Annotated in this window: 22 protein-coding genes; 2 read left to right on the forward strand and 20 right to left on the reverse strand. The window is 31.8% G+C overall.

From position 1 onward, the window contains the following. Positions 1-18: 18 nt before the first annotated feature. The 9 genes from T514_RS0119630 to T514_RS0119675 form a co-directional block, all read right to left on the reverse strand. Positions 19-2,595 carry an ABC transporter permease gene (locus tag T514_RS0119630; RefSeq protein WP_027626307.1) on the reverse strand — a complete coding sequence of 859 codons (2,577 nt, stop codon included), beginning with the start codon at positions 2,593-2,595 and terminating at the stop codon, positions 19-21. Then, positions 2,592-3,275, reverse strand: coding sequence for an ABC transporter ATP-binding protein (locus T514_RS0119635; protein WP_027626308.1), 684 nt, complete (start codon positions 3,273-3,275; stop codon positions 2,592-2,594). The genes T514_RS0119630 and T514_RS0119635 overlap by 4 nt, the downstream gene beginning before the upstream one ends. 82 nt (positions 3,276-3,357) lie before the next feature. Beyond that, positions 3,358-4,347 (reverse strand): sensor histidine kinase, encoded by a 990-nt coding sequence (locus T514_RS0119640; RefSeq protein ID WP_027626309.1) that lies wholly within the window; start codon positions 4,345-4,347, stop codon positions 3,358-3,360. Further along, entirely contained in the window at positions 4,334-5,020 is a 687-nt protein-coding gene (locus T514_RS0119645) for a response regulator transcription factor (RefSeq protein WP_027626310.1), read from the reverse strand. The genes T514_RS0119640 and T514_RS0119645 overlap by 14 nt, the downstream gene beginning before the upstream one ends. A 433-nt stretch (positions 5,021-5,453) precedes the next feature. Beyond that, complete coding sequence (locus tag T514_RS25080) at positions 5,454-7,241, reverse strand: recombinase family protein (RefSeq protein ID WP_051542194.1); 1,788 nt, start codon at positions 7,239-7,241, stop codon at positions 5,454-5,456. 69 nt (positions 7,242-7,310) lie between these two features. Further along, positions 7,311-7,445, reverse strand: a complete 135-nt coding sequence (locus tag T514_RS27600) for a hypothetical protein (RefSeq protein WP_016207356.1) — start codon at positions 7,443-7,445, stop codon at positions 7,311-7,313. A gap of 65 nt (positions 7,446-7,510) precedes the next feature. Next, positions 7,511-9,799 (reverse strand): ATP-dependent DNA helicase, encoded by a 2,289-nt coding sequence (locus tag T514_RS0119665; protein ID WP_016207357.1) that lies wholly within the window; start codon positions 9,797-9,799, stop codon positions 7,511-7,513. A gap of 533 nt (positions 9,800-10,332) precedes the next feature. Continuing rightward, positions 10,333-10,743, reverse strand: a complete 411-nt coding sequence (locus tag T514_RS0119670) for an RNA polymerase sigma factor (protein WP_016207358.1) — start codon at positions 10,741-10,743, stop codon at positions 10,333-10,335. Between the two features lie 220 nt (positions 10,744-10,963). Continuing rightward, positions 10,964-11,518: a hypothetical protein gene (locus T514_RS0119675; protein ID WP_016207359.1), complete on the reverse strand. Its 555-nt coding sequence runs from the start codon at positions 11,516-11,518 to the stop codon at positions 10,964-10,966. Between the two features lie 165 nt (positions 11,519-11,683). Between T514_RS0119675 and T514_RS0119680 the strand changes: the two genes are divergently transcribed. Further along, positions 11,684-12,130, forward strand: a complete 447-nt coding sequence (locus T514_RS0119680; RefSeq protein ID WP_016207360.1) for a helix-turn-helix domain-containing protein — start codon at positions 11,684-11,686, stop codon at positions 12,128-12,130. 14 nt (positions 12,131-12,144) lie between these two features. Further along, complete coding sequence (locus T514_RS0119685; RefSeq protein ID WP_027626311.1) at positions 12,145-12,651, forward strand: ImmA/IrrE family metallo-endopeptidase; 507 nt, start codon at positions 12,145-12,147, stop codon at positions 12,649-12,651. A gap of 81 nt (positions 12,652-12,732) precedes the next feature. Here the strand turns inward: T514_RS0119685 and T514_RS25085 are convergent, their stop codons facing one another. From T514_RS25085 to T514_RS25105, 11 genes are all read right to left on the reverse strand, one after another. Next, the gene (locus T514_RS25085) at positions 12,733-13,290 is read right to left on the reverse strand and encodes a hypothetical protein (protein ID WP_051542196.1); all 558 of its coding nucleotides are present in this window, start codon (positions 13,288-13,290) and stop codon (positions 12,733-12,735) included. A 39-nt stretch (positions 13,291-13,329) separates the two neighbouring features. Beyond that, on the reverse strand, positions 13,330-13,791 hold the full coding sequence (locus T514_RS0119695) for a hypothetical protein (RefSeq protein ID WP_027626312.1): 462 nt from the start codon (positions 13,789-13,791) through the stop codon (positions 13,330-13,332). A gap of 391 nt (positions 13,792-14,182) precedes the next feature. Continuing rightward, on the reverse strand, positions 14,183-16,570 hold the full coding sequence (locus tag T514_RS0119700; protein ID WP_027626313.1) for a hypothetical protein: 2,388 nt from the start codon (positions 16,568-16,570) through the stop codon (positions 14,183-14,185). A gap of 219 nt (positions 16,571-16,789) precedes the next feature. Continuing rightward, positions 16,790-17,077, reverse strand: a complete 288-nt coding sequence (locus T514_RS0119705; RefSeq protein WP_027626314.1) for a hypothetical protein — start codon at positions 17,075-17,077, stop codon at positions 16,790-16,792. 141 nt (positions 17,078-17,218) lie between these two features. Beyond that, positions 17,219-18,838: a recombinase family protein gene (locus tag T514_RS25090; protein WP_034869754.1), complete on the reverse strand. Its 1,620-nt coding sequence runs from the start codon at positions 18,836-18,838 to the stop codon at positions 17,219-17,221. Positions 18,839-18,963: 125 nt separating this feature from the next. Beyond that, on the reverse strand, positions 18,964-19,113 hold the full coding sequence (locus T514_RS26770) for a hypothetical protein (protein WP_156939912.1): 150 nt from the start codon (positions 19,111-19,113) through the stop codon (positions 18,964-18,966). 76 nt (positions 19,114-19,189) lie between these two features. Next, positions 19,190-22,318, reverse strand: a complete 3,129-nt coding sequence (locus T514_RS27225) for an N-6 DNA methylase (RefSeq protein WP_207640937.1) — start codon at positions 22,316-22,318, stop codon at positions 19,190-19,192. Continuing rightward, entirely contained in the window at positions 22,311-22,529 is a 219-nt protein-coding gene (locus T514_RS25100) for a hypothetical protein (protein WP_034869095.1), read from the reverse strand. The genes T514_RS27225 and T514_RS25100 overlap by 8 nt, the downstream gene beginning before the upstream one ends. A 68-nt stretch (positions 22,530-22,597) precedes the next feature. Beyond that, positions 22,598-23,587 carry a MobV family relaxase gene (mobV, locus tag T514_RS0119730; RefSeq protein ID WP_027625218.1) on the reverse strand — a complete coding sequence of 330 codons (990 nt, stop codon included), beginning with the start codon at positions 23,585-23,587 and terminating at the stop codon, positions 22,598-22,600. A gap of 307 nt (positions 23,588-23,894) precedes the next feature. After that, positions 23,895-24,320: a DUF6075 family protein gene (locus tag T514_RS0119740; protein ID WP_242850601.1), complete on the reverse strand. Its 426-nt coding sequence runs from the start codon at positions 24,318-24,320 to the stop codon at positions 23,895-23,897. A 170-nt stretch (positions 24,321-24,490) separates the two neighbouring features. After that, complete coding sequence (locus T514_RS25105) at positions 24,491-25,573, reverse strand: AAA family ATPase (RefSeq protein WP_242850603.1); 1,083 nt, start codon at positions 25,571-25,573, stop codon at positions 24,491-24,493. Positions 25,574-25,748: the final 175 nt, after the last annotated feature.

The raw sequence follows: 25,748 nt of genomic DNA on the forward strand, positions 1-25,748 counted from the left end.
GTTAATATTAGTTTTGAATTAAGTCATGTCATCCCTAAGCGCGTCAATGATATTTTCTTTTTTTATCTTACGAGTAGCATACAGCATTGTAATGAATACGATAAAGAGTACGCTGAATACGCTGATTGCCATACTGCCCCAAGGGAATACAAAATGGAAGTTATCCATCCTTTCTACTGACACAAACCCTTTGTAAATCAGCCAAGAACATATTGCAGATATTGGAATCCCGAATAGTAACGTCCTCATGCCATAAAAGACACACTCGAAATTCATCATCTTTTGGAAATCACGTTCAGACATTCCCACCGAGCGGAGCATGGCAAGTTCTCGCTTGCGCAGCATGATATTCGTGGAAATGGTGTTGAACACATTGGCAACCGCAATCAGCGAAATCATGATGACAAAAACATAGGTAAAAACATCAATAACAAATGTTAGACTGCGGTATTGTTCAACCACGGTGTACATATTTTGCAGGTTATACGCAGAGGTAATTCCTGCGTCATGAATCATGGTTTCTATTTTAGCCACCGATTGCGAAGGCTTTTTTGACAGAAAGCTCAGTCCTATATCTGTATGGATATCCGGTGTTTCAAACTTCTCTTTGAGAGAATAGGGAGCCACCACCATAAAAACGTATGCATTCTTATCGGAAGATTGCTTTATTGTCTTAAGAGGGTCCACCGGGTATGTATCCACAAAGGTAATGTTTATGCTTTGACTCTGTTCCATCTTAGGCTTGTCATTTATTTCAGGAGCCACACTGAAAGTCATTGAACGACTGGCAAACATATCAAACAGTTCGCTTGGCCCGTTTTTCTTCGCAACCAGTTTTTTGGCAACGGCAATCATTTTACCATCATTACCAGTATATTCTTCTCGGGACAAGCCCAATTTTTTGATAAAACTCAGATATTCGCTGTCTTCAATAAACTGGATGTCCATTGGAAGATGAACCGTTTGGTCCGGTGCAGCATAACCTGCGGATTTTCGATAACGGTCTGAAAAATCGCTTGCTTTGGCAGTACATGAATATGCGAAAATTGCTTGGTAGGAGCTTTTGTAAACTCCCTCTGCGGTTTTTAGTTTGTTGTAAAGCGGGAACATTTCGCTGTCGTTCATGCCCTGAGTGGTAAAAACGATGTCATAGTCAAAGTCCATTATGGATCGTTCTGCAAGACGTTTCAGAGTTGTTCCAAAAGCATTTCCTGATACAAACAGCACCACACTTAAAACAAGAGATAGAACAATGCTGCGATAGCGTTTTTTGTTTCTCTTAAAATTCTTTAGCGCAAGAGTTCCTTCCAAACCGTAAATACGTTGTGCCAGTTTTGATGTTTTCACGGCTTTCGATTCGGTTTTGACCTCGCCCGTTTGGCGAATACTCTCCATTACGGGAGTATTTGCGGCTTTCCTGGCCGGGATATAAGCTGAAATCAAAATGGTAATCAAACTCACCGCTGCTGCTGCAACAATTGCAGAGACAGACACCGACAAAGTTAAAGGTACGGTGCTTGGGATAATGTTCCCGAACTTCCTGGCAACAATAGGAATTATAAGTCCAATACTGCCTATGCCGACTATAATGCCAATGGGTATGCCCATTGCACCAATGCAAAGTCCCTCAAACAGCACCGAATTTCGCAGTTGCTTTGCCGTGGCACCCACTGACGAGAGAATTCCGAACTGATGTGTGCGCTCATTCAGCGATATGTTGAATGAATTATAAATCAGAAAAATCGAGCCTATCATTATTATGACAAGCAAAATGCCGCCAACCGTGTACAGAAGCGCGTTGAACAGTTTATTGTCGGAAAGGCCCATGAATTGCAGCACACTATCGTTAAAGACGTAAGCTTGGCTGACCGCTGTGCTGCTTGCGTAAGCCTTAACTTTGCGCGGGTTTTTAAGTGTGACAAATATGCTGAAGCTGTCCGCTTTGTCTTGAGTATCTGCTTTCGTTATCAAGGTGTATCCCGGTGCGGAACGTTCCTCAAAATCAGGTCTTTCACAGATACCCACAACTGTGTAGGTTCTCTCTGCTTTTGGCACAAGAGTTTCTTTCCCGGAAATGTAAGGGGTGTGTTGACCCAGATTCTTGTTGTCGTTCATGCGGTTTCCAACATCAAGCGAAAGCGTGTCTCCCACCTTGAATCTAACGCCGCCCTTTATCGCCACGTGCGCTGGGATAAGAACCTCCCCACTGTTTTTCGGCAATCTGCCTGAAACCAGGGTTAAGGGTAAGGTATCAAAGGCTTCCTTGCTAAATCCAGCTATAAAAAGATAAGGTTTTTCGGGGCTTTTCCCACCTTCAAGTTTTGCGTAGCCGATATTTTCAAATGTTGCTGTGTTTTTAACGTCCTTGTCCTGGGTTCGTTTCTGTGCGAAAGGGGAATTAACATCCAAAAACTCAACGTGCCAATCGCCGTGTTTCACAATAGAACCCTTTACCAGAAAATTTAACAGGGAAGTACCAAAGGTAGCCACTGCCGTAATCATGGCAGCAGACAGGATAACTCCGATAATCGTTACAAGTGTTCGTGTACGGCTTTTTTTCATGCCTTGTAGTGTAACTTTGTTGAAAATGTTCATGGTCTCACCCTTTCATCTCGCACTACTTTACCGTCTGATATACCGATAATACGGTCCGCTTGTAGGGCGATATTTTCGTCATGGGTGACGACGATAAGGGTCTGTCGATATTTTTGATTGCTTAATTTCAGCAAATTGATAATTTCATGTCCATTTCGGCTATCCAAACTGCCCGTAGGTTCGTCGGCAAGCATTACTGCTGGGGCATTCATCAAAGCACGTCCTATGGAAACACGCTGTTGCTGACCGCCCGAAAGCTGATTTGGTAAATGGGTTTTTCGGTGTTGTAACCCAAGCAGTTCCAGCAATTCATTCAACCTCTCCTTGTTGACTTTACGCTTGTCCATAAGTATAGGCAAGGTGATGTTTTCCACCACATTCAGCGTGGGAATGAGGTTGTGAAACTGGTAAATTAACCCAACCTGCCTCCTGCGGAAAATGGCGAGTTTTTCATTGCTTTGGGCATATACATCCTGACCGTCCAAATACACCTTTCCGCTTGTGGGAACGTCCACTCCACCCATGATGTGAAGCAATGTAGATTTGCCGGAACCGGAGGAGCCGATGATTGCGGTAAACTCCCCTTTTTCGATTGTAAGCGAAACATGGTCAAGGGCGGTAACTTGGTTTTCCCCCTTGCCGTAGACCTTGCATAAATTTTCAATTCTTAAAAACTCCATTATGTGAATTTCCTTTCTCATGTTTTACCTATATAATAGAACCTTCAACTTACATCTCTGTGACTTTCCGGTGAGAGATTCGTCACTTTGGGAAACGAATGGAAAATATCGCACCACCCTGCGGGTGATTTTTGGCGGTAATCGTCCCGCCCTGCCGTGTTATAATCATCTTGCAGAGAGCCAATCCGATCCCATATCCTGTAGCGTTTGCGTTTTTCCCACGATGGAACCTGTCAAACAGGTATGGTAAATCTTCTTTTTCAAAGCCCGCGCCGCTGTCGTGGATGGCAATATCGGTAAACAATGGGTTGTCCGCGCAAACAATCTCAATTTTCCCCTTCTCGCCTGCGCTTTCTATGCAATTTTTGAGGATGTTTTGAATTGCTTCTGAAAGCCAACCAGAATCGCCGTGAATGATTATCCCTTTCGGCACGTCTATTTGCAAATCAATATCGTGTAGCTCCATTGGGATTAGGAACGGGCGAAACGCGGCGCATATCAAAGTATTCACATCTATCTGCTCGCTTTGGAACACCACAATGCCCGCGTCCAGGCGGGATAATTTCAACAGGGAAGTAAGCAACCAATCCATCTGTACAAACAATTCCTTTGTTTCCCGTATCAATGCTTTCCGTTCATTTTCGTCAGGGTTATTCTCTAACAATGACAGAATAAGGTTCACGGATGTGAGAGGGGTACGGAGTTGATGGGCTATGTCAGCCAGCGAATCAGCAAGATGTTCTTTTTCTTTTTTCAGTGCGTCATTTTGCTCCCGAATACACAGCGTCATTTTTGTTATTTCGCTTTGCAAAATAGAAAGTTCGCCCTCGTCCGATTCACCAATATACAGATGGTCTGCGTTATGAAGCACAAGATCAATTTGATCTGAAATCTGCGCAATGCTTTTATATCGGGCTTTGGTAAACGCAAAAAACGCTATTCCAAAGGCAACGGCAGAAGCAATGGCAAGGATTCCAGCCAACCTATTGATTGCAAATCCCAGCGTCACAGTGGTGGCAGCTATTAAGGAAAACAAAATTACAAGCTGTCGAAACTCTCTATTCCGAAGCATACCCTTCCCCCAATCTATATCCCGTACCGCGAACGGTCAGAATGATTTGCGGGCTTGCGGGGTTGTTCTCTATCTTCTCCCTCAGGCGTTTGATGTACACGGTCAATGTATTGTCATTAACAAACTCGCCCGCTGCGTCCCACAATTCGTCAAGCAGCCTGCTCCTTGTGATAATATTTTTGGGATTGTTAATAAACACCAATAACAAGCGGTATTCTAAGGCTGAAAGAAAAACCTCGCTGCCGTCCTTTTTCACGACACCGCTTGCCATATCCACATGAAGCCCGCAGATTTCAAAAGCCGATGGAGATCGTCCGCTTTTTCGCAGAGCGGTTCTGATTCGTGCGATCAGTTCACGCGGACGAAAAGGCTTGGTGACATAGTCGTCCGCGCCCATGTTCAGCCCGGTAACAACACTTGCTTCATCGCCAGAAGCTGTCAAAAAGATGACGGGAATATCTTGCGTTTCTTTGATTTCCGTGCAAACCGTAAAGCCATTTCCATCAGGCAAAGAAATATCAATCAACGCCAAATCAAATTTATTCCCGGCAAGCGCGTCAATGGCTTCACTCCGGGTAAGGGCGTGAGTGACTATAAATCCCTCCGAGCGGAGCAGAAGCCCAAGGTTTCTGGCGATTGCCTTATCGTCCTCAACTAAAAATATACGTTTCATTTATTTTCACCATCCTTTACTTTACTACTCCTGTATCGTCCGTCAGCCGGTTTTTCAGCGTCAACCGGAACAAGCCATGTATTTCCCATTTTTTAGCTCACTTAATCCGTCCAGCAGAGCAATGGTACACTACCATTCTATCTGTGATTTCCCAATTTTTCGCCGCTTCTTTTGTCGTTATATAATCCACGCATAACACCTCCATAATTTTATTATATTTCCTTTGATGGGAATATACAATCTGAGGTATAAAAGCAGCAAGAAAAGCAAACTCTTAAAAGCGGTGCGCTTTGGATTGTCATAGTAAAGCAGGTCACGTAATGCATGATAGGCACGCTAATTTCTGAACACCTAAACAAAAGAAAAGGAGTACCATTTTACACAGTACCCCTTTGATTCTCCACCTTTATTTTTTGTATCCCCACACTCTATATCAACCACCACCTGTGAAGACAATATGTTTGAAAAAGTGCCTAAAACAAAGGATTTCTACGTATCTGCTCGTTGTAGCAACACAACAGTCTCCACGTGTGTCGTGTTCTGTATAGGAACACACTTTTTCGTCTTTTGAATCACCATTAGATTTTACCACATCTTTACCTTTTAATGAATGACTCATGCCAGAATTAAATATGAATGTTAGCATATACGGATCTTTATTTCCTTCTTCATCAGTTCCACCTAATATTATTTTATTAACTGCACTTTCAAAAACTACTCTGTCAAATTCTTTTATAGGTTTATTGCTATCAAAAACTTTTCTAAAACTTTCGATTCGTTTTTTCACATCAATATTATCTTCATTAACAAGTTCCGCTTCATCTCTTTTAGCTTTAAGTTTTTCTAACTCAGTTGATAGTTCTGTATATTTAAGTTCATAAGTATCTTTGTCTATCATTTCATCTATTCTCATATCAACTAATTTTTTAATCTTATTTTCTATAGAAGAAACTTCTCTTTGCAGCTTTTTTAATTCTTTTATAGAATTAGTAGCATTAATAGTATTTTCTACTGTTTCCATAAATTCTTCTACTATTTCTTTATTTTTAAGACAAAACATATTAAATGCTTCAAGAAATGCATTTTCTATAATCTTTTCATCTATGCCTTTACTATCTGGACAGTATTTTTTACCTTTTTTAGTTGATACTACGCAATGCCAAATAGTCTTTTCATGAGAAGTACTGCTATGCCATCTTCTTCTTGTAGCAGTTCCTCCACAAAAACCACATTCTATTTTGCTGCTAAATGCAAACTGTCTGCTATATTTTTCTTTTCTTCCCATGTTGCTGCTTCCTGAGTTTCTCTTATTTAATATCTTCTGAGCCTCATTAAACATTTCTTCTGAAATAATTGCTTCGTGATGTGAGTTAATATAATATTTTTCTTCTTCTCCCATATTATCAAGCCTTCTATGAGATATTGGATCTACTGTAAAAGTCTTTCCTAGAAGCAAATCTCCTTTATATTTTTCATTTTTAATAATGCCTCTTACAGAACCATCATTCCAACTTGTACTTCCTTTTTTTGTTTTATATTTTAATTTGCTCAGCTCTTTTGCTATTACAAAACACCCTGCACCTTCCACATATCTTTGAAAAATGTATCTAACGGTCTTAGCTTCTTCTTCATTTATTGTAATTACTTTGTTTATTGGATCATAGTCATACCCTAAACAGCCATTAAACCCAACCATTTCTCCTCTTTTCATTTTCATCTTTAATCCCATTTTTACATTAGCTGAAATAGATTCACTTTCTTGTTGAGCTAATGAACTTAAAATAACAAGCAGCATTTCACCATTCATTGTCAGTGTATTTATATTTTCCTTTTCAAATAAGATTGCAACATTATGTTCTTTAAGAAGTCTTACATATTTTAATGTGTCCAATGTGTTTCTTGCAAATCTAGATATTGATTTAGTTATAATTAAATCAATCTTTCCATCTACTGCATCATTTATCATTCTTTGAAAATCTAATCTTTTATCTATTTGAGTCCCACTTATTGCTTCATCTGCATATATATCAACAAGTGCCCATTCTGGTTTATTTTCCACCATATTTCTATAATGTTCTACTTGTGAATTATAACTGCTTAATTGCTCTTCTGAATCAGTGCTTACTCTGCAATAAGCAGCTACTCTTAATCTCTCAATAACCTTTGCATTATTTCTATTAACTCTATTTGTACTGGCTTTTATTACTTGTACATCTGCCATATCAATCTCTCCTCAAACTGTATTCCTATTACTTATTAGTTATAATTTTATACTGTTTAAGGTATTTTTTCAAGGCATTATAATCTTATATTTTTTCATAAGTTCATTTTTTATAGCCATGAACTCTTTGTCCGATATCATATTGAGCTTCAATAATTGACTAAGCATTGCAATTTGAATACTATACTTCATATTATTATCCATATAAAAATCTCCCCCAAACACTCATTAAAAATAGAAAAAGCAGCTACCTTTGTAACTGCAATGTTTTATAAAAAATAATCTTCACTTTTTACTTTCCTAAAAAATCTTCTTACTTCATCTATGGAGTCTGTAACCTTGTAATCTTTAAGAGCTTCAAGCACCCTTCTTCGATATTTGCCATCTTTATTTATTCGTGCATCTAATATAGATATAACACCTGTATCAGTTTCACATCTTACTAATCTACCTATTCCCTGCTTTAGTTTTATAAGCATTTCTGGAAATATTACTTCATCTATAAATTCTTTTAAGTTCTCGTAAGCCTTTTTCTTTTCATCAATTATAGGTGTGGGAACTATAAATGGTAGATTTACAACTATAAGTGATGAAAGAATATCTCCAGGACAATCTACCCCTTCCCAAAAAGAACCTGTAGCAAACAGTACTCCATTTCTACTGTTTTTAAATCTTTCAATTATATTCTTTTCACTTTTATTCATCTTCATTGTTGGATATTTTATTATATTCTGAATATTTTCATAGATCTTTGACATTAACGAATATGAAGTAAAAAGTATTACAGCATGTCCAAAGCTAACTTCTATGATTTTTGATATTTCCTCTGACAAAGCTGTAATATACTCTTCACTCTGCTTATTGGGATAAGGTATTTTTTCGCTTATATATAGTAGTGTATTTTCTTTAAAATTAAATGGAGAAACTACACTTATTTCTTTAATATTATTTTTACTTAAAATATTGATTCCTGTATTACTCTTAAAATAGTCAAAGCCCTTATCATCAGACAAAGTAGCAGACGTTAGTATTTTGGGAGAACCACTTTCCCATAATACTTTATTTAGCAGCCTTTCTAAATCTTTTGGTACACAGGACAAACATATTGAATCTTTATTTATCGGATTTTCAAGCCAATAAATTATTCTATCAGTTTGAAAAAACCTTATATTTTCTTCTAGCTCATCTAAAATAAATTGTATATTTCTGTTTTTAATGATATCTCGATTACAATAAGTTTTAATATCTAAAATTTTTTGCTTCATATTATATAGCAGCTTTTTCTCATATCTGCTTAATTTTATTTGAATTTGAGAATTTTCTTCAATATCAGATAAATTGCCTTTAGATATTAAACTATTGAATAAAGAACTTTCTATTTTATTCAATTCCTGCAATTTAGATTTTGCTATTTTTAAATATGCTTTATTACCTTTAAGACTACTATTCATAATGTTAATAGCCATGGTAATGTCTTCACTGGATAACTTCTTTCCAAATATTTGTGCAGCAGCATCATTTAACTTATGAGCTTCATCAACAACTACTGCAAAGTGTTCTGGAATTAAGGTTCTTTTTCCTGATGCTCTTTTTACAGCATCAGCTAGATAATAATTATGGTTGCATACTTGAAAATCATGTTCTGAAGATTTCATGTACTCCAAATGCTTTAAATAATTACATCTATCAAAATAAGAACAAGATCTATCACAAGCTTTGGGAACATTAATCTTTTGCAATATATGATTTTTCAAGCCCTTATACTCATCTAAGTCTATTCCCTTATCAGGTATTTGAAGTTCATTTAATTTTTGTAACAATTCCTTATCAATAGCTTTATTACTGCTTTTTAAGTAATTCATAAACCTTTCATATCTTTTTATACAAAAATAATGCTCTTTCCCTTTTCTTAACACAGCTTTTATTGGCTTATTTATAATTTTATTTTCTTGCAAGATTCTTGATAATGTTGGTACATAATCATTTATAATTGCATTTTGCAGCTCTATACTCGATGTTGAAATAACACTGGCAGCTGTATCAGTTCCTTCATTAGTAAATATATATTTAGTTTTCCTTTGTCTTTCGTAAAGTGAGTGAACTACACAAGCTACTATATAAGCATAAGTTTTTCCTGTACCTACAGCAGCCTCACATATTGCAATTTTATTTTCTATTATTCCTCTATACATTGCTTTTGAAAGTTCAACTTGATTTTCTCTAATCTTAAAGCCATTTTCAGCCATAAGCTTAATAAAAATAAATTCAATCATATCCTCTGGATCATCTTTTAGTTTTACTTCATAATTAGAAGAATTCAAAAGTCTTTCTATTAGAATATCTTTAAGCTCTTCCGAATAGATTTTCTTACTTCTAAGTATAATTTCACTTTTATTCTTCTTTATATTTATAACATAATAAGTATTTATACATTTGTTTTCTTTAACCGCAAATATATAATTTTCAAAAGTAAATAGATATTTATATTCACCTTTGAACTTATTATCTTCAATATATTTCTTTAATTTCTCTTCATCTGCCAAGTCTATATCATGCACATGCATCTCTCCTTATCCAATCGGTGTATAGCTTGACAGCAGAAGGATACGGTGGCATAAATCCTAAATCCACCGCATAGTTTCCACTGTCAAGCTTATTACTAAACAGTTATTTTTCTGTATCATATTTGTTCTCAACCTCCCTGATACAACCTAAGGGGATATATCAAGTTGTTTTGGAAGAACATCATATAAGCTGACATGGCTATAAGTTCTCAAGCCAAATGAGCGTTATCCTGTCATTCATTGCAGGCTGCCCAATACCGATAAGCGTTCAAGGCAGAAGTATCATTATTTATCCCTTTGCCTTTCATCGCAAGTAATCCCTCCACGGATTATTTAAAGCCAGATTGATTCGCTCTCAATAAATGGTCATGGCGCTCTGCTTAAGTTGCTTGCTGTGTCCCCAGCGGCAAAGGTTGCTTTCTTGATATACCGTATATTAAGTTTTCAAGGAGCGTAAAAGCATCTATAAAAAATGCCTTCACTATATAGCCTTGAGAAATGCCTTTAGGGGACAAAATATATAAAATTTATTTATTTTTTTCTAAACTTGCTTTTAATTTTTTAATTGCTCTTTGATGCTTCTTTTTAGCAGCTTCATCTTTTATTTGTAGCTTTATCGCTATTTCATTTATAGAAAGACCAAACCTATATCTAAGTTCAATTACTTTTAGATCTTCTTCTTTAAAATTCTTTAATGCTCTCAGTAAGCTTGTCTCCGAAATTAAATCTATAAAATTCATAAGTTTTTCTGCTTCTTTTTCTACCTCAGAATCTTGTTCGTTTTCAGCTGACTCCAAGGGTACATCGCAGCTTTGAAGATATTCTAGTGAAATATTGTGTCTGTAATATTTCCTCTCATTGTTTTCCTCTTTTTTAATTTCTTCTTCAATAACCACCTTGAATTCTTCATAAGCTATTTCTTTTTCTTCCTTTGACATTTTTAATAACTCCTTTCAGAACGCAAAAAAGGAGCCGCACAAAAATGTGCGACTCCCTCTTGAGCGTTATTTATATTGATTTTTATTTTTTGGCATAAAAAAAGCCCTGAGGCGTAACTAAACGCTTCAAGGCTTTTAAAATATGCAATAATATTCCTATTGTATATATGTTATCAGTATCAAAGTATAATGTCAGTACCAACATAGTATCAGTTAAGTATCAATCTTGTATCAGCTCTAAACTCTTAAGCTCTTTAATAAAATTAGGAAATAAATATCCCCATAAAATTGTTCCTAATAAATTTATAGCATTCCGCTTTTCTCTATAATATGTAGCACGAGAGCAACATAAATACTCAAGTATTTCATTTTCACAATAAGGATAAGCTGAAATGTAAATTTTATATATTATTGAATAATACCTCTCTCCATTCTCTGGATATGATTTTAACATCATCAATGCTTTTTCAATTAAATTAATAATACTTTTACTATCTGCAATAGATTGAAGTCTACTTTCAAGCTTTGCTTCAGATATAAATTCTTCTGTATCTGTTAAGTTTTCAATAAGCTCGTCTAGTTTTTTTCCTGAAAAAGAAATAGAGTCAGCTTCTATCTCTTCAAAGGAGTTATTAATTCTCCATAATACTTTGTTATAAAGTTTTAAAAGTAGTTTTGTGTTGTGATAAATATTAGGGCTTACTTTTAAATTCCCTCTTGTTCTTATTAATCCCAAATTAAAATTATTGCTTTGAATTTCACCATAGCTATCCATTTCCACATCCCCTTTACACTTTAGCATTGACAGTAACTTAGTTCTAATCTACAATATATTTAAGAACTTTCGTTCTAATTTTAAGTATATATTGGCAAATTTATCTTGTCAATAACTTTTCAGAACAAATGTTCTTGTATTATAATAAAATTGGAGGTCATAGAAATGAATTTCGGTGACAAATTAAAGCAGCTTCGTAAAGATGCAGGATTATCTCAAGAAGATTTGGCAAGGCAATTAAATATAACTCAAAAATCAATATGTAATTACGAAAATAATACTAGATTTCCTAAAGGTCAAAAGATTATTACTGGACTTGCTGAGATATTTAATGTATCTGTAGATTATTTAATTTCTGATAATGATGATGTCTCGAGGAATGAAGATTTTATTTCAAATGCAAAAACTGAGTTTGGTTATAAAGGAAAAAAAGAAGCTGAAATAATTTTAGATAGAACTTCTGCCATTTTTGCTGGTGGAGAGTTATCTGAAGATGATAAAGATGCCTTTTTTAAATCTATTACAGAAATATACTTTGATGCTAAACATAAGGCAAGGAAAAAATATGGCAGGAAGACTACCGAGGATAAAGACAGCCATAAAACACCTTAAAGGAGCAATTGCTTATGACTAAATTTATCTTAAAAGAAGTAAACAGACTTGTGAAAAAATATAAGACACGTGATCCTTTTGAAATTGCTGAAATGATGAAAATAAATGTCTGCTATCATGAACTTGGCACTCTTAAAGGGTACTACTTTTATCAATCTAAGTTTCGCTACATAGTCATAAATAAAAATATAAAAGAAGAACTTTTCCCAATAATCTGCGCTCATGAATTGGGTCACGATAGATTTCATCAAAGCTTTGCAAAGAATGATCCTATAAGAGAATTTTCATTATTTGATATGAAATCAAAACCTGAAAGAGAAGCTAACATTTTTGCTGCTGAACTATTAATTCCTGATAAAACAATTATGGCTTTATTTAAAGAAGACTGTACCTATGCCAATGTTGCTGCTGAATTAAAAATGCCAATTGAGCTGGTGGATTTTAAAGGACAGATACTTAAATCTAAAGGATTTGACATAGTCCAATTTTGTATTTCTGGTGGAGATTTTTTGAAAAGATAAATAAATCTCCGCCAAATTTCACCATTATGCTTCATCATAGTAAAGTTGTACCCCTTTTATCCGGTTCACCTTATTTATATATTAAATCTGTTTATTATCCTCAAACATATTAATTACTTTTGGTATTTCATATCCCCATATAATTGTGCTTAATAAATTTATAGCCTCTTTCTTCACTCTAAAATAAGTAGATCTGGATATAGCTAAATGTTCAAGTATGTAATTTTCTTTATACTTCTCTTTTTCTAAATATGAATATCTTAATATGCTATAATACAACTCTCCAACTTCTGGATACTTCTTTAAAATATCAATTGACTTATCTAAAATTCTTATAATGCAATTACTATAAGTTAAATCCTGAAGATTTTCTTCTATTTTAGATTGTGTTATTTGCTCATCAAATAGATCAATATATTCATTTATTGCCTTAACCCCATATTCACTAACTTCTTCCTGTATACATAAAACTTCATTATTAATTCTCCAAATCACTTTAGGATACAACTTTAAAAGTAATTTTGTATTATGATATAACTTTTTATTTTTATCATCTGAGCCTGAAAATCTCTTAAGTTCTCCCATCTCTGCTCCCCTTGAAACTATACTATTATTTAAATCAGCAAGTGATTTATGCATGAATGTGTATCACTTGCTGAAAATTATACACAAATTACATTAGCAGCTCCCTATAGCCACTATTATTAAGATTATTATTAGAATAACAGATAGTGCTGGCCACAACATATATAACATAATAGGTAAAATCAAAAATGCATATATTGCAATAAGTGCAACTTCCAAGTAAGTATATTCTTCAGCAGGATCTATAATATTCCTTTCTCCAGCACTTGCATCAATTCCAAACATTTCTTTAACAAACCTTATAGCCTTACCAATTGTCATTGAACCTATTACATGAACACTTATTAGAGCTAATACATAAGTAAAAATAACAAATACCACTATCAACATAATATAAAATAATGCTGTTAGTTCTTTGCTTTTTATTAGAGCCATTATTACCCCACTTAAGCTACAGTATTCAGGCTTGTACAACTTAATGATTACTAAAATTATTAATCCAATTATAAAATTAATAATCATCATATTTCTTAACGATTTTTTCTCAACTTCCATATTAATCTCCACCTTTTAATAATTTTATCGACTTAGTTTACAACACCTTATAAATTTATCACCTTCTTCATAAGTTAACTAAATATTTGTTTAATATTTTTCAGTTTCACAAAATAAAATTCAAATATTTTAGTATAACTTTTATATTTTAAACGCAGTATCGCATGTTATGCTAATTTTTTTTATACTTACGCAACATAACAAACGTTTTTCACATTATTATAATAACATCGCTTTTATATTTTTTCAACTGTTATGTTGAAAAAATGTCATATTATTTTATTCAACTCACTTTTTTCACAAAGTTATACAAAATCAAAAAGTATAACACAATAAAAAAGAGATGCATAATCGCTATCTTATATTAGAAGCAATTATGCATCTCTTTTTTCTATATTCCTATTTTAGAATCTAATTCTACAAGAACTTCATTTTCTTTTATAGCCTCATGCAACTCTATATATATCATATTTTTTTCTCTTTTTTCTTTATCAAACAAAAAAATTTCATCAAATATTTCAATAACAGCAGATTTTCTACGTAGACCACTTCCTGGTCCAGAATCACCTAATGCTTCCTTCCATTTTTCTTTCATATCATCATTAACTCTTTTTTCTATAAATTCATCTATTCTTATAGCCAATGAATTTTGAGCCGATTGAATAATATCCATAAAAGCCTTTTTATCACTTTCTTTACAATTATTATAGTTTAGTGGTTTCATTAAATAGTCCAATGCAATATTCTTAGTTATCATTTTTAATTCATTTTCAGGATATATACCTCCCCATCCTCTATAACTTGAAAGATTATATACCATTCTAGAAGTAAATGCTCTTACTGTATTCCAATGAGCATTCCAAATCTTATTCCTTATATCAATTTTATATTTCAGTATTTCAGTATCACAATAACGCGATAGCACTGAACTCGAATACATAGGAGAATAATCAATTATTCCACTTTTTGACTTTTCTAATTCCGTACTATTTATCCATTCTATTAATTCTCCAAAACTCTTTATAGTATACTTTAATTGAGTTTTTAACCCTTTAATTGAATCATCTTTAAGATTTAATTTTTCTATTATCAATCTTGTTTCTTCAGTTAATATTCCATCTTCATCTTCTATAACTTCATCTAAATAATCAAAATAATATCTTTTATCTCTTTGCATTACATTTTCTTTATATGCATAAACATCAATACTGTTTTCATAAGCTTTCTCTTCAAAGTATTTAAACAAATTATTAATCAATAAATCTATCCTTTGTTGTTTTGCCTCATCAGATGCCTCAGATTTTTTATCCATCTTCTCCAATCTATTAAAACACATTTTAACTTTGTTAATACACCCATTCCTTAACAATTCTTCCAATATCAATTTGTCATTATTAGTCATGGCTCTTGTTGAATCTGCTATCCATAAAATTCTATCAACTTTCTGCATATATCTTATTGTCTTTGAGGTAAATATTAATTTATCTACATCATGTCCAAACCCTTCCGAATCTATAATGACAGCATTTTCAATTTCATTTTCAGTTACCCATAATGGTTTAAAATTACCTTCCACTCGACTCGAAGCAACTAAAGGATATAAATTAGGCATATCTTCATCAGCACAAGAGATATTTCTATATATTTTCCAGAATATTTCTCTATGTTTTTCGCTTGGTGTTTTATTTTCACCATCACCTAATATTTCAAAATAAAAATATTTAGGCCATTCTTTTTCATTAAAATGTATATTATCTATATTTTCATACTTATCTCTATCGCTAACAATTTCTTTATTGAAAATGATACCTTTCCCTTCTGTCTCATTAATAGAGGAAATCATTTTCTTAATCACTTTATTCATTTCTTCTATAATAATCTGCATTAAAATTTTTATGCACTCTTCTGATATCTTATCACGTTCTTCCTCTATATATTCAGAAAAACTATTTTTAATCTCCTTACTCGCTTCTCTATAACTTAAATCAATCATTTTTTCTTTTGTAAATGTATTCCAAAGCTCAATAGCATTATCATTTAAAATAGTATGAACTTTAAGCATATTTTCGTGATCTTTATCTATATTTCTTAATAAAAAATTTAACCTGAGCTTCATATCATCTGAAATCATTATATTAGTAGAAATTGTGCTACTCAATTCTTCGTTTTCATCACTACTCAATATGATTTTTATGCATTTTATAACATTATCTTTAATATATTCCGAAAGTTCATCTTTATCTAAAAAGCTTACAACCATTTTTAATCTATCAGTATTTCCTTTTATAACAGCTTCAAAATCACTTACTGTTGTATTTGAAGTTGTTGATGCTGGGGTGTTATACCTTACCGATCCTAATAATTGTTGAATTGTTTTTGTTTTACCCGCACCAGAATCACCTAATAATTGTATTGACTTACCTCTATATATCCCATTACCATCAATAATACTTATTCTGTTATCAATATATTTTATTCTTTCTTCTTCATTTTTCAATTTCAAAAATTCAGCACCAGAAAACACCATTTTAAGAACCATTTCATTCTTAAAATTTCTTTTTGCTTCTAAATACCCAGTATAATCACAATAATATTTTTCATTATTTATTAAATCTTTTAATTCATCTATAATTATTTGAGCTTTTTCGTTATCTATTCCAACTTCTTTTCCTAAACTTTTTGTAGTTTTCCTACCTGTAACTGGATTATAAAAATTAACACTTATTATTCCTTTTTTTTCATTTACACTTTGATATATTTTTATTTCTTTTTCCCCCATCATCTCAACCTCCATTACTTAAAATATGAACTTTATTTCACAATTTCACTTTGACTTTAGTCAATTTTACTACTACTATTATATAAAGTCAATAATCCTGGTTGTTATGCTGATTATTTGAGCGTTTTTTCTTCATAACTTTCACTAATCATTATTTGTTATTAAAAAAAGCATCACTGCTATAAAAATCAGCATTGATGCTTCACTAAAAAATATTTTTTATTTGTAAAACGGACTCAAATTCATAAATAACTTCTTTAGTTCTTCTTCTTTAATATCATTCTCAAATAAATACTCTAAAAGTTCCTCTTGCCTAGCTTGGCCTAAACTTAATCTATAAAGTGATAATATTTTTATAAGTCGTTCATACTTAGCTCCATCTTTACTTAATGGATATATTGGTACAATTCTTTCTATTTTTACTTCCTGATTATCAGGTAAACACCAAAACGGCACTAACTCACACATATCATTATTTTTTTCAAGTTTATTTGCTGCTTCAAACATTTCTGTCCAAATATCTGTATCAAAGTTAATATCCCCATATTTATTAGCTATATTTTGTCTTATTGCAAGGCATTTATATCTATTAATTCTTCCTTCTCTCTGCTCTAAATCAGTGGAACAGATTTAAAGAACAGTCATAGGTTATTCAATGCAACCTACGAATCTGTAATAGATACTAACGGTTTGAAGTCTCTCACCGTCAATAATTTCAGGTTCTGATATGGTTATCTTTTCAATAAGCTCATTTAGCATTGATGCATCAAGCTCTATTGTGTCAGCATATTGTTTTATAAGATTAACCCATGATTTTGTATCTTCAATGGATTTCTGACTTTCAGATAACTTGTTTTCGATATGTTTTATTTTTTCATCAAGATTAGTTTGTTCTGTTTCATATTTTTCTGTCATTACTGTAAAATTTCTATCACTTATCTTTTTAGTCGCTCTATCTTCATAAAGTTGTGTAAAAATTTTATCAATTTCTGCAAGCCTTGTTTTATACAATTTTTGTTCTTTCAAAAGATTAGAAAGTTCTAATTTATTTTGTGTGCTAATTTTCTCAGATATTTTTTTTATAAGTTTTCCGTTATCTTTTATGGCAAGTCTTGCGTGTTTTTTAATATCTTCTAATACAACCGAATGTAAATCCCTTGCTTCAATCCAATGTTGTGTACAAGCTTTCTTACCATAAATACCATAGTTATTACAAAAGTATCCTACATTATCAATAGGTTCAGGTCTTTTCCTTCTATTAGCAGAGCTTGTACGCATAGCATAGCCACAATCAGCACATTTTACAAGTCCTGAAAATATATTATCATAACCCGTAGAAGTATTGACCCTTCTACTTTTTATTAGTCTTTGTACTAATTCAAAATCTTCTTTTGAAATAATAGGTTCATGCGTATTTTCAATAATAACCCATTCTTCTGGTTGCCTACAGGGTCTTTTCTGATTTTTCATTGATATGGCAGGTCTTTTATATCCTGCAAGATGTCCTGCATATACTGGATTTCTAAGAATATCTCTAACTGAGTTATTACTCCAAATATAACGTTTATCTTCATTGCCAGCAAAATATCTATCATAACTTATTTCACTGTATGCGCCTGGACGCATTATTTTTTCATCTGTTAATACTTGCCTTATTCTTGCGATTCCAAATCCTTGTTTAGCAAGAGCAAATATACGTCTTACAACAGGAGCTACTTCTTCATCAATTATTAGTAAATGCTTATTTTTAGGACTTTTCTTATAGCCATAGGGAGCAGAAGTTCCTAAAAACATTCCTTGCATAAACCTTGTTTTCTTAGCTGATTTTACTTTTCTTGAAACATCACGAGCATACATTTCATTTAGAATATTTTTAAATGGTGCTAAATCATTATTAATAGCATCTAAAGTATCCACTCCATCATTTAAAGCTATATATCTTACTCCACGCTCTGGAAAATATACTTCAAGATATGCCCCTGCTTCAAGATAATTCCTACCAAGCCTTGAAAGGTCTTTAGTTACTACACAATTAATCTTTCCATTGTCAATATCCTCAAGCATTCTCTTAAAATCTGGTCTATCAAAATCCAGTCCTGAAAAGCCATCATCAACATATATACCTGCTAATTTCCACCCTTGCTGTCTTACATATTGTGTCAACATTTCTTTTTGTGTTTGTATACTTGAACTCTCTGTAAGTTTTCCATCATCTTTTGAAAGTCTGCAATAAACTGCTGTATTATAATCTTTCTGTTGCCTTACCATTAAAAATCCTCCTTTTCGTTCAAAGACAACAGACCATACAATATTCTATTTTTAGTATAGCGCCGTTCTCTTTAGAATTTCAAGACAAATAAAAAACAGCTAAAAGACTTTCAATCTTAAAGCTGCTATCCCATTTTCTTTTCTATGTTTTTTATAATAACCTCTGTAAATGCATCTATAAGGCTTTTATTGCCTTTATAATAAGGTTTAACTACTATCTTAGTCTTAACTACCTTTGAACCCTTCTGTGGCTGTATATTCTTATTTTGTGTCATAAAATTTCTCCTTTCAGCGTAAAAATGCATAAAAAAAGTCTTTGGTTAATTTCAACCTAAGACTCTTTTTTATTATTTAAAAAATAATATTAACATTTAGTATTTCATCTACTTTATTCAAAAGCTCGTTTTTTACACTTTCTAAACTCTGATATTGCTTTGCATATTTTCTTTGCTCTTCAATGTTAGGTAACCCACTTTCATTTATTGGTATAATAATTTCTATATTTTTTATTATGTTTACTGTTACTCGCTTATTTTGCTCTCCATCTGCATGTTTCCTCAAAATTGAAGAAAGATATGCATAAACATAATATATATCAATAGTTTCTTTATATTCCTCTTTTAAGATTAATGCTCCACAATGTGTAGTCATACTAAACTTTCCTTTTCTATAAAAAACTGTACCTGCATAAACTCCGTCAGTAGTCCAAGTTATGCATTCGGTATCAAAATCAAAAGTACTTATTTTTGCGATTTCTCCATTATTTTTTGTTTGAGAAGAATACACAGGATATTCACCAATATTATTTACAAAATACTTGTGTGTATAAATTGATTTTCCTTTAAAAATATAAAACAAATCCTTAATTTTAATAGTAACTGATTTAGATATATCTGAATGGATAAAATTAAAATTATTAATTGTTTCTTTAAATTTTCTAATTTTATCTTTAAATTCTAATTCTACTGAACTACGTTTTACATATTGTTTTTGTGTTTTTTCACAAAAACTATCAGTTCCAATTATCATAGGCATTTCAATTTCTATATCTTTTATCATTGAAGGATACAATTTAGTAAACTCATCTTTACCATCTTCACCCTTTCTTCCTTTTGCAAGTTCTCTTAAAATTGGTTCAAGAATAAGTTTAACATAACCTAAATCAATATCTGTAAAACGAGGAATAAGGACTCCCCTATCTCCATTGGCTGAAAATTTACCATTGATAACTTTCATATATCCTGCAAAACCATTAGTCGCCCATGTTAAATAATTACCATCAAAATCATAAGTATCTATATATGTTAAAGGTGCTAAATTTGATGCTGAATAAACAGGAAAACTTCCCTTATGAGCATTACCATAACTTTTGGTATACTTTGAATATCCTTTTACTACGTCAAACAATTCATATAATTTAAAAGTTTTTATATCTACTAAGTTATCGTTTTTTTTTTCATCCAATTCTTTGAAGATAGACTGATACTCTGTAATTTCATTTGCAATATCACCAATAAAATTACTAAAATCAGACATCGTCATTGATGGCATTTTTTCAATTATTCCTAATTTTATTTTTTCTTCTTCTGACCACCATCTATCAATAATCCATCCTTTTTCAACAGTATTGATAAATTCATCAATATTAAATATTTTACAACGTAAATCTTTTGATTCAAAGAACGTTTTTGCTCCTTTAAATTGATTAAATAAATTTACAGCTGTCTCTAACTGATTTTCTCCAGTTTCAAATCTGTTTATATCCAATGTTTCTCCTATATCACTTACTAAATAAGAAAATACTGGTTCTGTTTGTATATCACTAATAGCATTTTTCTTAGTTAGTGCAATAATATACGTCTTCTTATTTGTAGTAAAAAATGTATTCAAAGGCAATGAAATAAGTGCATCAACATAACAATTTTCAAGTATGAATTTTCTTAAATTAGTATCATTCTGCCTATTTAAAATACCATCTGGGATTACAACAAAAGCTTTTCCATTAGGTTTTAAAGCTTTTACTATCCATTCCATAAATAGACCTTCTACCCCTAATCCATTTGTTTTATAATAAGCCTCTAAAATGGTGTCTTTTTTAATTTCATCTTTTAAATTACTGCTACCACTTGTTACATAAGGAGGATTAGTTAATATTAAATCATATTCATTTTCTACTGGGTCACGTAAAGTGCCTAATATAGAATTTGTTTTGAGAGTAAATGTATCATTAAAAAGCTTAGCAAAATCCTTTGTGGATTCAATATGTTCCTTAATAAGATCTGAAAAATATATCAGCATATTTGCTTTTGCTAATATAATAGTTTTTTGTTCTTCTCTATCGAATCCTTTATCAAAACCATGCAGTGTTATTTTAGAAGTTAGCTTACCATTTCTATCAACCGAATAATATCTTTTAATTTGTGGTAAAATTGCTTCCAACAAAAATTTACCTACACCACAAGCTGGGTCACAAACTGACATTCCTTCTTTAATATCTGCCATTTTAACCATTGGTTTAACAACCTTTAATGGTGTAAAAAATTGACCCCAATTTTTTTTGCTAATACTTTCTTTTAAAAAGCTTTCAAACAGCTTGCTTTTAAAATCATAATCAATTTTCTCAAGTTTACCATAATTTTTAAATCTAAATAGGATTTTTTTGAAAACGCCACTATACCCCTCAATAGCTTTATCATCTTTACTAACAAAAATTGTACCATTTATGATAGTTGTGTTATCTTTGTCATTTTTAGGAAATAATTCTTTAATTTTAATACGAATAGTCTTTGCATAAAATTCTAAAACTTCATCTTCTTTATTTGTTTTATACATTTCAATAAGTGTATCAAAATTATGTAATCCTTTTAAAACATTCAAATCACTAAGATATTTGAAAATAAAAATTTCTACGAAAGTATACAAACAGTTTTCCGGAGTAGCTCCACTTACTGCCCAAATATCCTGCCATATTTGTTTAGCTAAAGGTGTGGGATTCCTAAGCTCGGCTGATATAATTTGAGAATTATTTATATTTATGCATTCTTCCATTTTAATCAATAATTTTAATACCTCTGGACTACTATAGTCAAATATGGTTGAAATTACATTTCCATCTTCATCTAATATTTCTTCACCATTAATTCCATTAAGCCAAATTGTTTGAACCGTATCCGTAACAATAGCAATTTTTGCATTTAAAACCTTTGATACTTCTAAAGCCTGTTTAATTGCTTTATTTCGTTTTTTATCAGTATTAAACTCAGATGGTTTCTTATTTTCTATTACTGCAATTACTTTCTTACTATTTGATACAATTAATCCATCAGGTTTTCTATTTTCAATGTCGGCATAGTCAATATTTTCAATAATGCCACTTTCTTTCAAAGACTTAATAGAAGTTGCTCCAATGTTATAGAAATTCCAATTTCCTATCTTATAAGGACTATTAATTAAATTACGTTGAAACAATTCTTCACTCATGACTATCACCTCCATGCTCATTTTTTATCTTTTTAAAATATTCATCATCCCTTGTAGTAGGTATATGTTCTTGAAGATTTCTTATTCCGTTTTCATATATTTCTTTTTGTATAAGATATCTTATAGTATCAGTAAAATTCGTTTGTTTCTCAGCAAATTCAATTAAACTATTATCATCTTTATGAAAACGAAAAGAGTACCGTTCGGGCATACACACTCCCCCTTCTAAAAAATTGTATCATAACGAGATATGTATGTCAATAGCATACATATCTCAAACTATATTTCATTTTCCCATTCTTGTTTCTGCTTATTTTCATTAAATTTATTAAAAAGTTGTCGCCTTAGATTCTCTGGAATAAACTCAATAAATTCTTGATTAGCTTCATAAGCCTGTGCTAAATCTTCATTGGTGTATCTTAATTTGTTTATAAGTTCTAATTGCTTTGACCTTTCCTTATTAAAGTCTTTTTTCATATTTTCCAAATCTTTTTTAGCAGCTTTAACTTCTCCCATTAAAACATCTTTTTCTTTAACAAGTTGCTCCATAGATTTATTAAAGGAAATAGCTTTAGGATACCATTTTTCAAGTAGCTGTATAACCTTTGTTTTCTTTTTTCCTGCATTAAATACATTAATATCTTTCATAATATTCCTTATTTCTTCCATTTGAGCATTAAGACTTGTAGCTTGTTTGAATAGTCTTACTGGAATATGCTTTCTTTTAGTTTCAATTGCAGGTTCTCCCCTTTCAAATTCATTCCATCTTGAATGCATACATTCAAAGAAATCATCTTGCCATTTAGTCATTTTTACCCTATTCCCTAAAACATCTTTTGCACTTAATCTTTTATCTTGAGTTAATGGTACAAAACATAGGTGCATATGAGGTGTTTTTTCATCTAAATGTACTACTGCTGAAAATATATTTTCTTCTCCTATACGTTCTTTTAGAAAGTTTACAGCCCTTTCAAAATACTCTCTTATTTCAACATCTGATTTATCTTTAAAAAACTGTGGTGAAGCTCCAACAAAGGTATCCACAAACTTTACGCTATCACTTCTAACCTTACACTTAGCATTTTCTATTCTGCTTTGAATTTCATAATAATATGATTTTTCACACTTAATAATGTGATAATTATTAGAACTTCTATTTATATCAATATCAGGATTACTGTTATAAGCTTCTTTTTCTCTTTCATGATGCTTTTGTAGTGGCTTTGCAGGTCCTCCCTTATGTTTAGCAAATCTTAATATTGCATACATAACAAATCATCTTCTTTCTCAATATTTTTTTTAGAATGTCTCTGGAGTCTTCATATACTCATCACTGACTATAAAAAACACAAGGAAAATTCTTTTTTGAAGAATTTCCCTTGTGTTTTTTGCCTGATTTGCTCTTTCAAATTTTATTTTTAAACCTAAAATATCTTGCAAATCAGGCTCTCGTCATTGACGAGTATAACACACTATACTTTGTTCCAAAGTGTGTGGTCTTTGCAGACGGCAACAAAGGGCGCTGCCCTCTGTACTCCCTAAAATTGTTAAATGATACTACTATCACTTAACAATTTTATAGTTCCAATTCATCATCATTTTCCATATTGTTTTCAACTTGTAGCAAGTTTTCTATGTGGCAACCATAACGTCTAAAATATATGGATTGTATTGCCAATTCAAAATTATCTTCATCTAAACAATAAATAAATTCTGATGGTGATACTTCCATTGAACCATTAAAAAGATTAGCAGCAAGTCTTACAAGTTTTGATTCACCACTTGAGAAATCCTGTTCTTTCATCATAGTTTCAAAATCAATTCCATCACTACTCATATACTGACTTGTTTTTTTATATAGATTATTTTGAGTAGATAATAATAAATAAGCCACAGGCATATAATAGCAATCTATTTCTCCATCTTTATAAATACGTCTTTCCTTCTTTAAAAAATTAATTACATTATTTTTATGTTTTTCATTTTGAAAATATCTCATCATTAATTCCTCCTGTTATTTGATAATAAAAAAAGATATTGAAGAAAATATTTATTCTCAATATCCAATAATTTTATTTTAGGGTGTCGATGGGGTCGGTAAAGTCGATATTTTTACATGTACCACTACTTTAAAATATCGACACCCTAATATATCCTCTATAAAATTTTGAGTTAAGGGTCGATATTTTCTATTTTTTCTTCATTACCCATACATAGAAAATTATCGGCACCATCGACACTATCGACACCCAAACTTGTAAAACATACCAATTTAATTCCATTTATTTTCTTTGATTGATAATTTATAGCTTTTTTATTTTTCAATAACTCCTTATTTGAATTAAGTATTCTTGCCAAAACATTAGGTTTTACAGTAATAGAAGTATCTATCTTCTTTAACTCTGCGAGCAGTTCCTTGGAAGTTCCCTGAAAAATTTTCTTTTCAGTAATAAGCTTTTTTAATGCAGTTAGAATAGGCTCTTCCTTTGAAGTATTAGAATTATCTCCATAAGAAATTAATTTCCATACACTTTCTTCCTTGTCAAATTCAATGGATAAAAGCATATCTTCTATATCTCTCCCTGTGATGTGAAGTTTTGCCTTGTTTTCTGTACGGCTTTCTTTTTCAAGAATATAAATACCATCAACTGCACCAATAATACCTGTTGAACCTGAAACCATATTTACTGGGTCACTATCTTGCATTTTTCTAAGATGATGAACTAAAAGTATTGCTATATCATGAGTGTCTGCAATTACCTTTAGTTTTCTAACTTCATCATAGTCACTGGCATAAGCATTCTTATCATTTGAGTTATCTCTTATCCTTTGAAAAGTATCAATAGTAATCAATGAAGTATCAGGATATTCCTTTAAAAAGTTTTCAATCTGCACTTCTAAACCTTTTGACAGTTCTTTTGCTTCTGTTGAATAAAATGATTGCTCTGAACCTTCTTCTGTAATATGCGATAGTCTAAAATGTATTCTTTCAATTGTATCCTCCAAGGATAAATATAGTGTAGAGCTTTTTATTGTTTCAAAGTCCCAAACTTTTTCGCCTTTAGATATTTGATTACAAATCCATAGGGCAAGCCATGACTTACCGATTTTAGGGCTACCTGCAAGAATATGTAGTCCTGTTGGCATTATTTTAGAAATTACATATTTAAGTGGTTTCACCTCCATTTCCAGAAGTGTCTTGCCATCAATTACATTTAGCTTTAGCACTTCCTCTTTCATATTTTCTTTTTCCATTATTCCCACAATTCCACCTCCAGAAAATTTCTTTATATAAAAACTCCCAAGAGATTAAATTTTCCTCTTGAGAGTTTGAATATTGTATAGCTCTGTTTTATTCTCTGTAATTGATTGATATTACTCATTTTAAACTACCTTTTTATTAATTGCCCTTTAAGTCTGTCCTACTTCA

It is taken from the genome of Clostridium lundense DSM 17049, assembly GCF_000619945.1.
Lineage (GTDB): Bacteria > Bacillota > Clostridia > Clostridiales > Clostridiaceae > Clostridium_AO > Clostridium_AO lundense.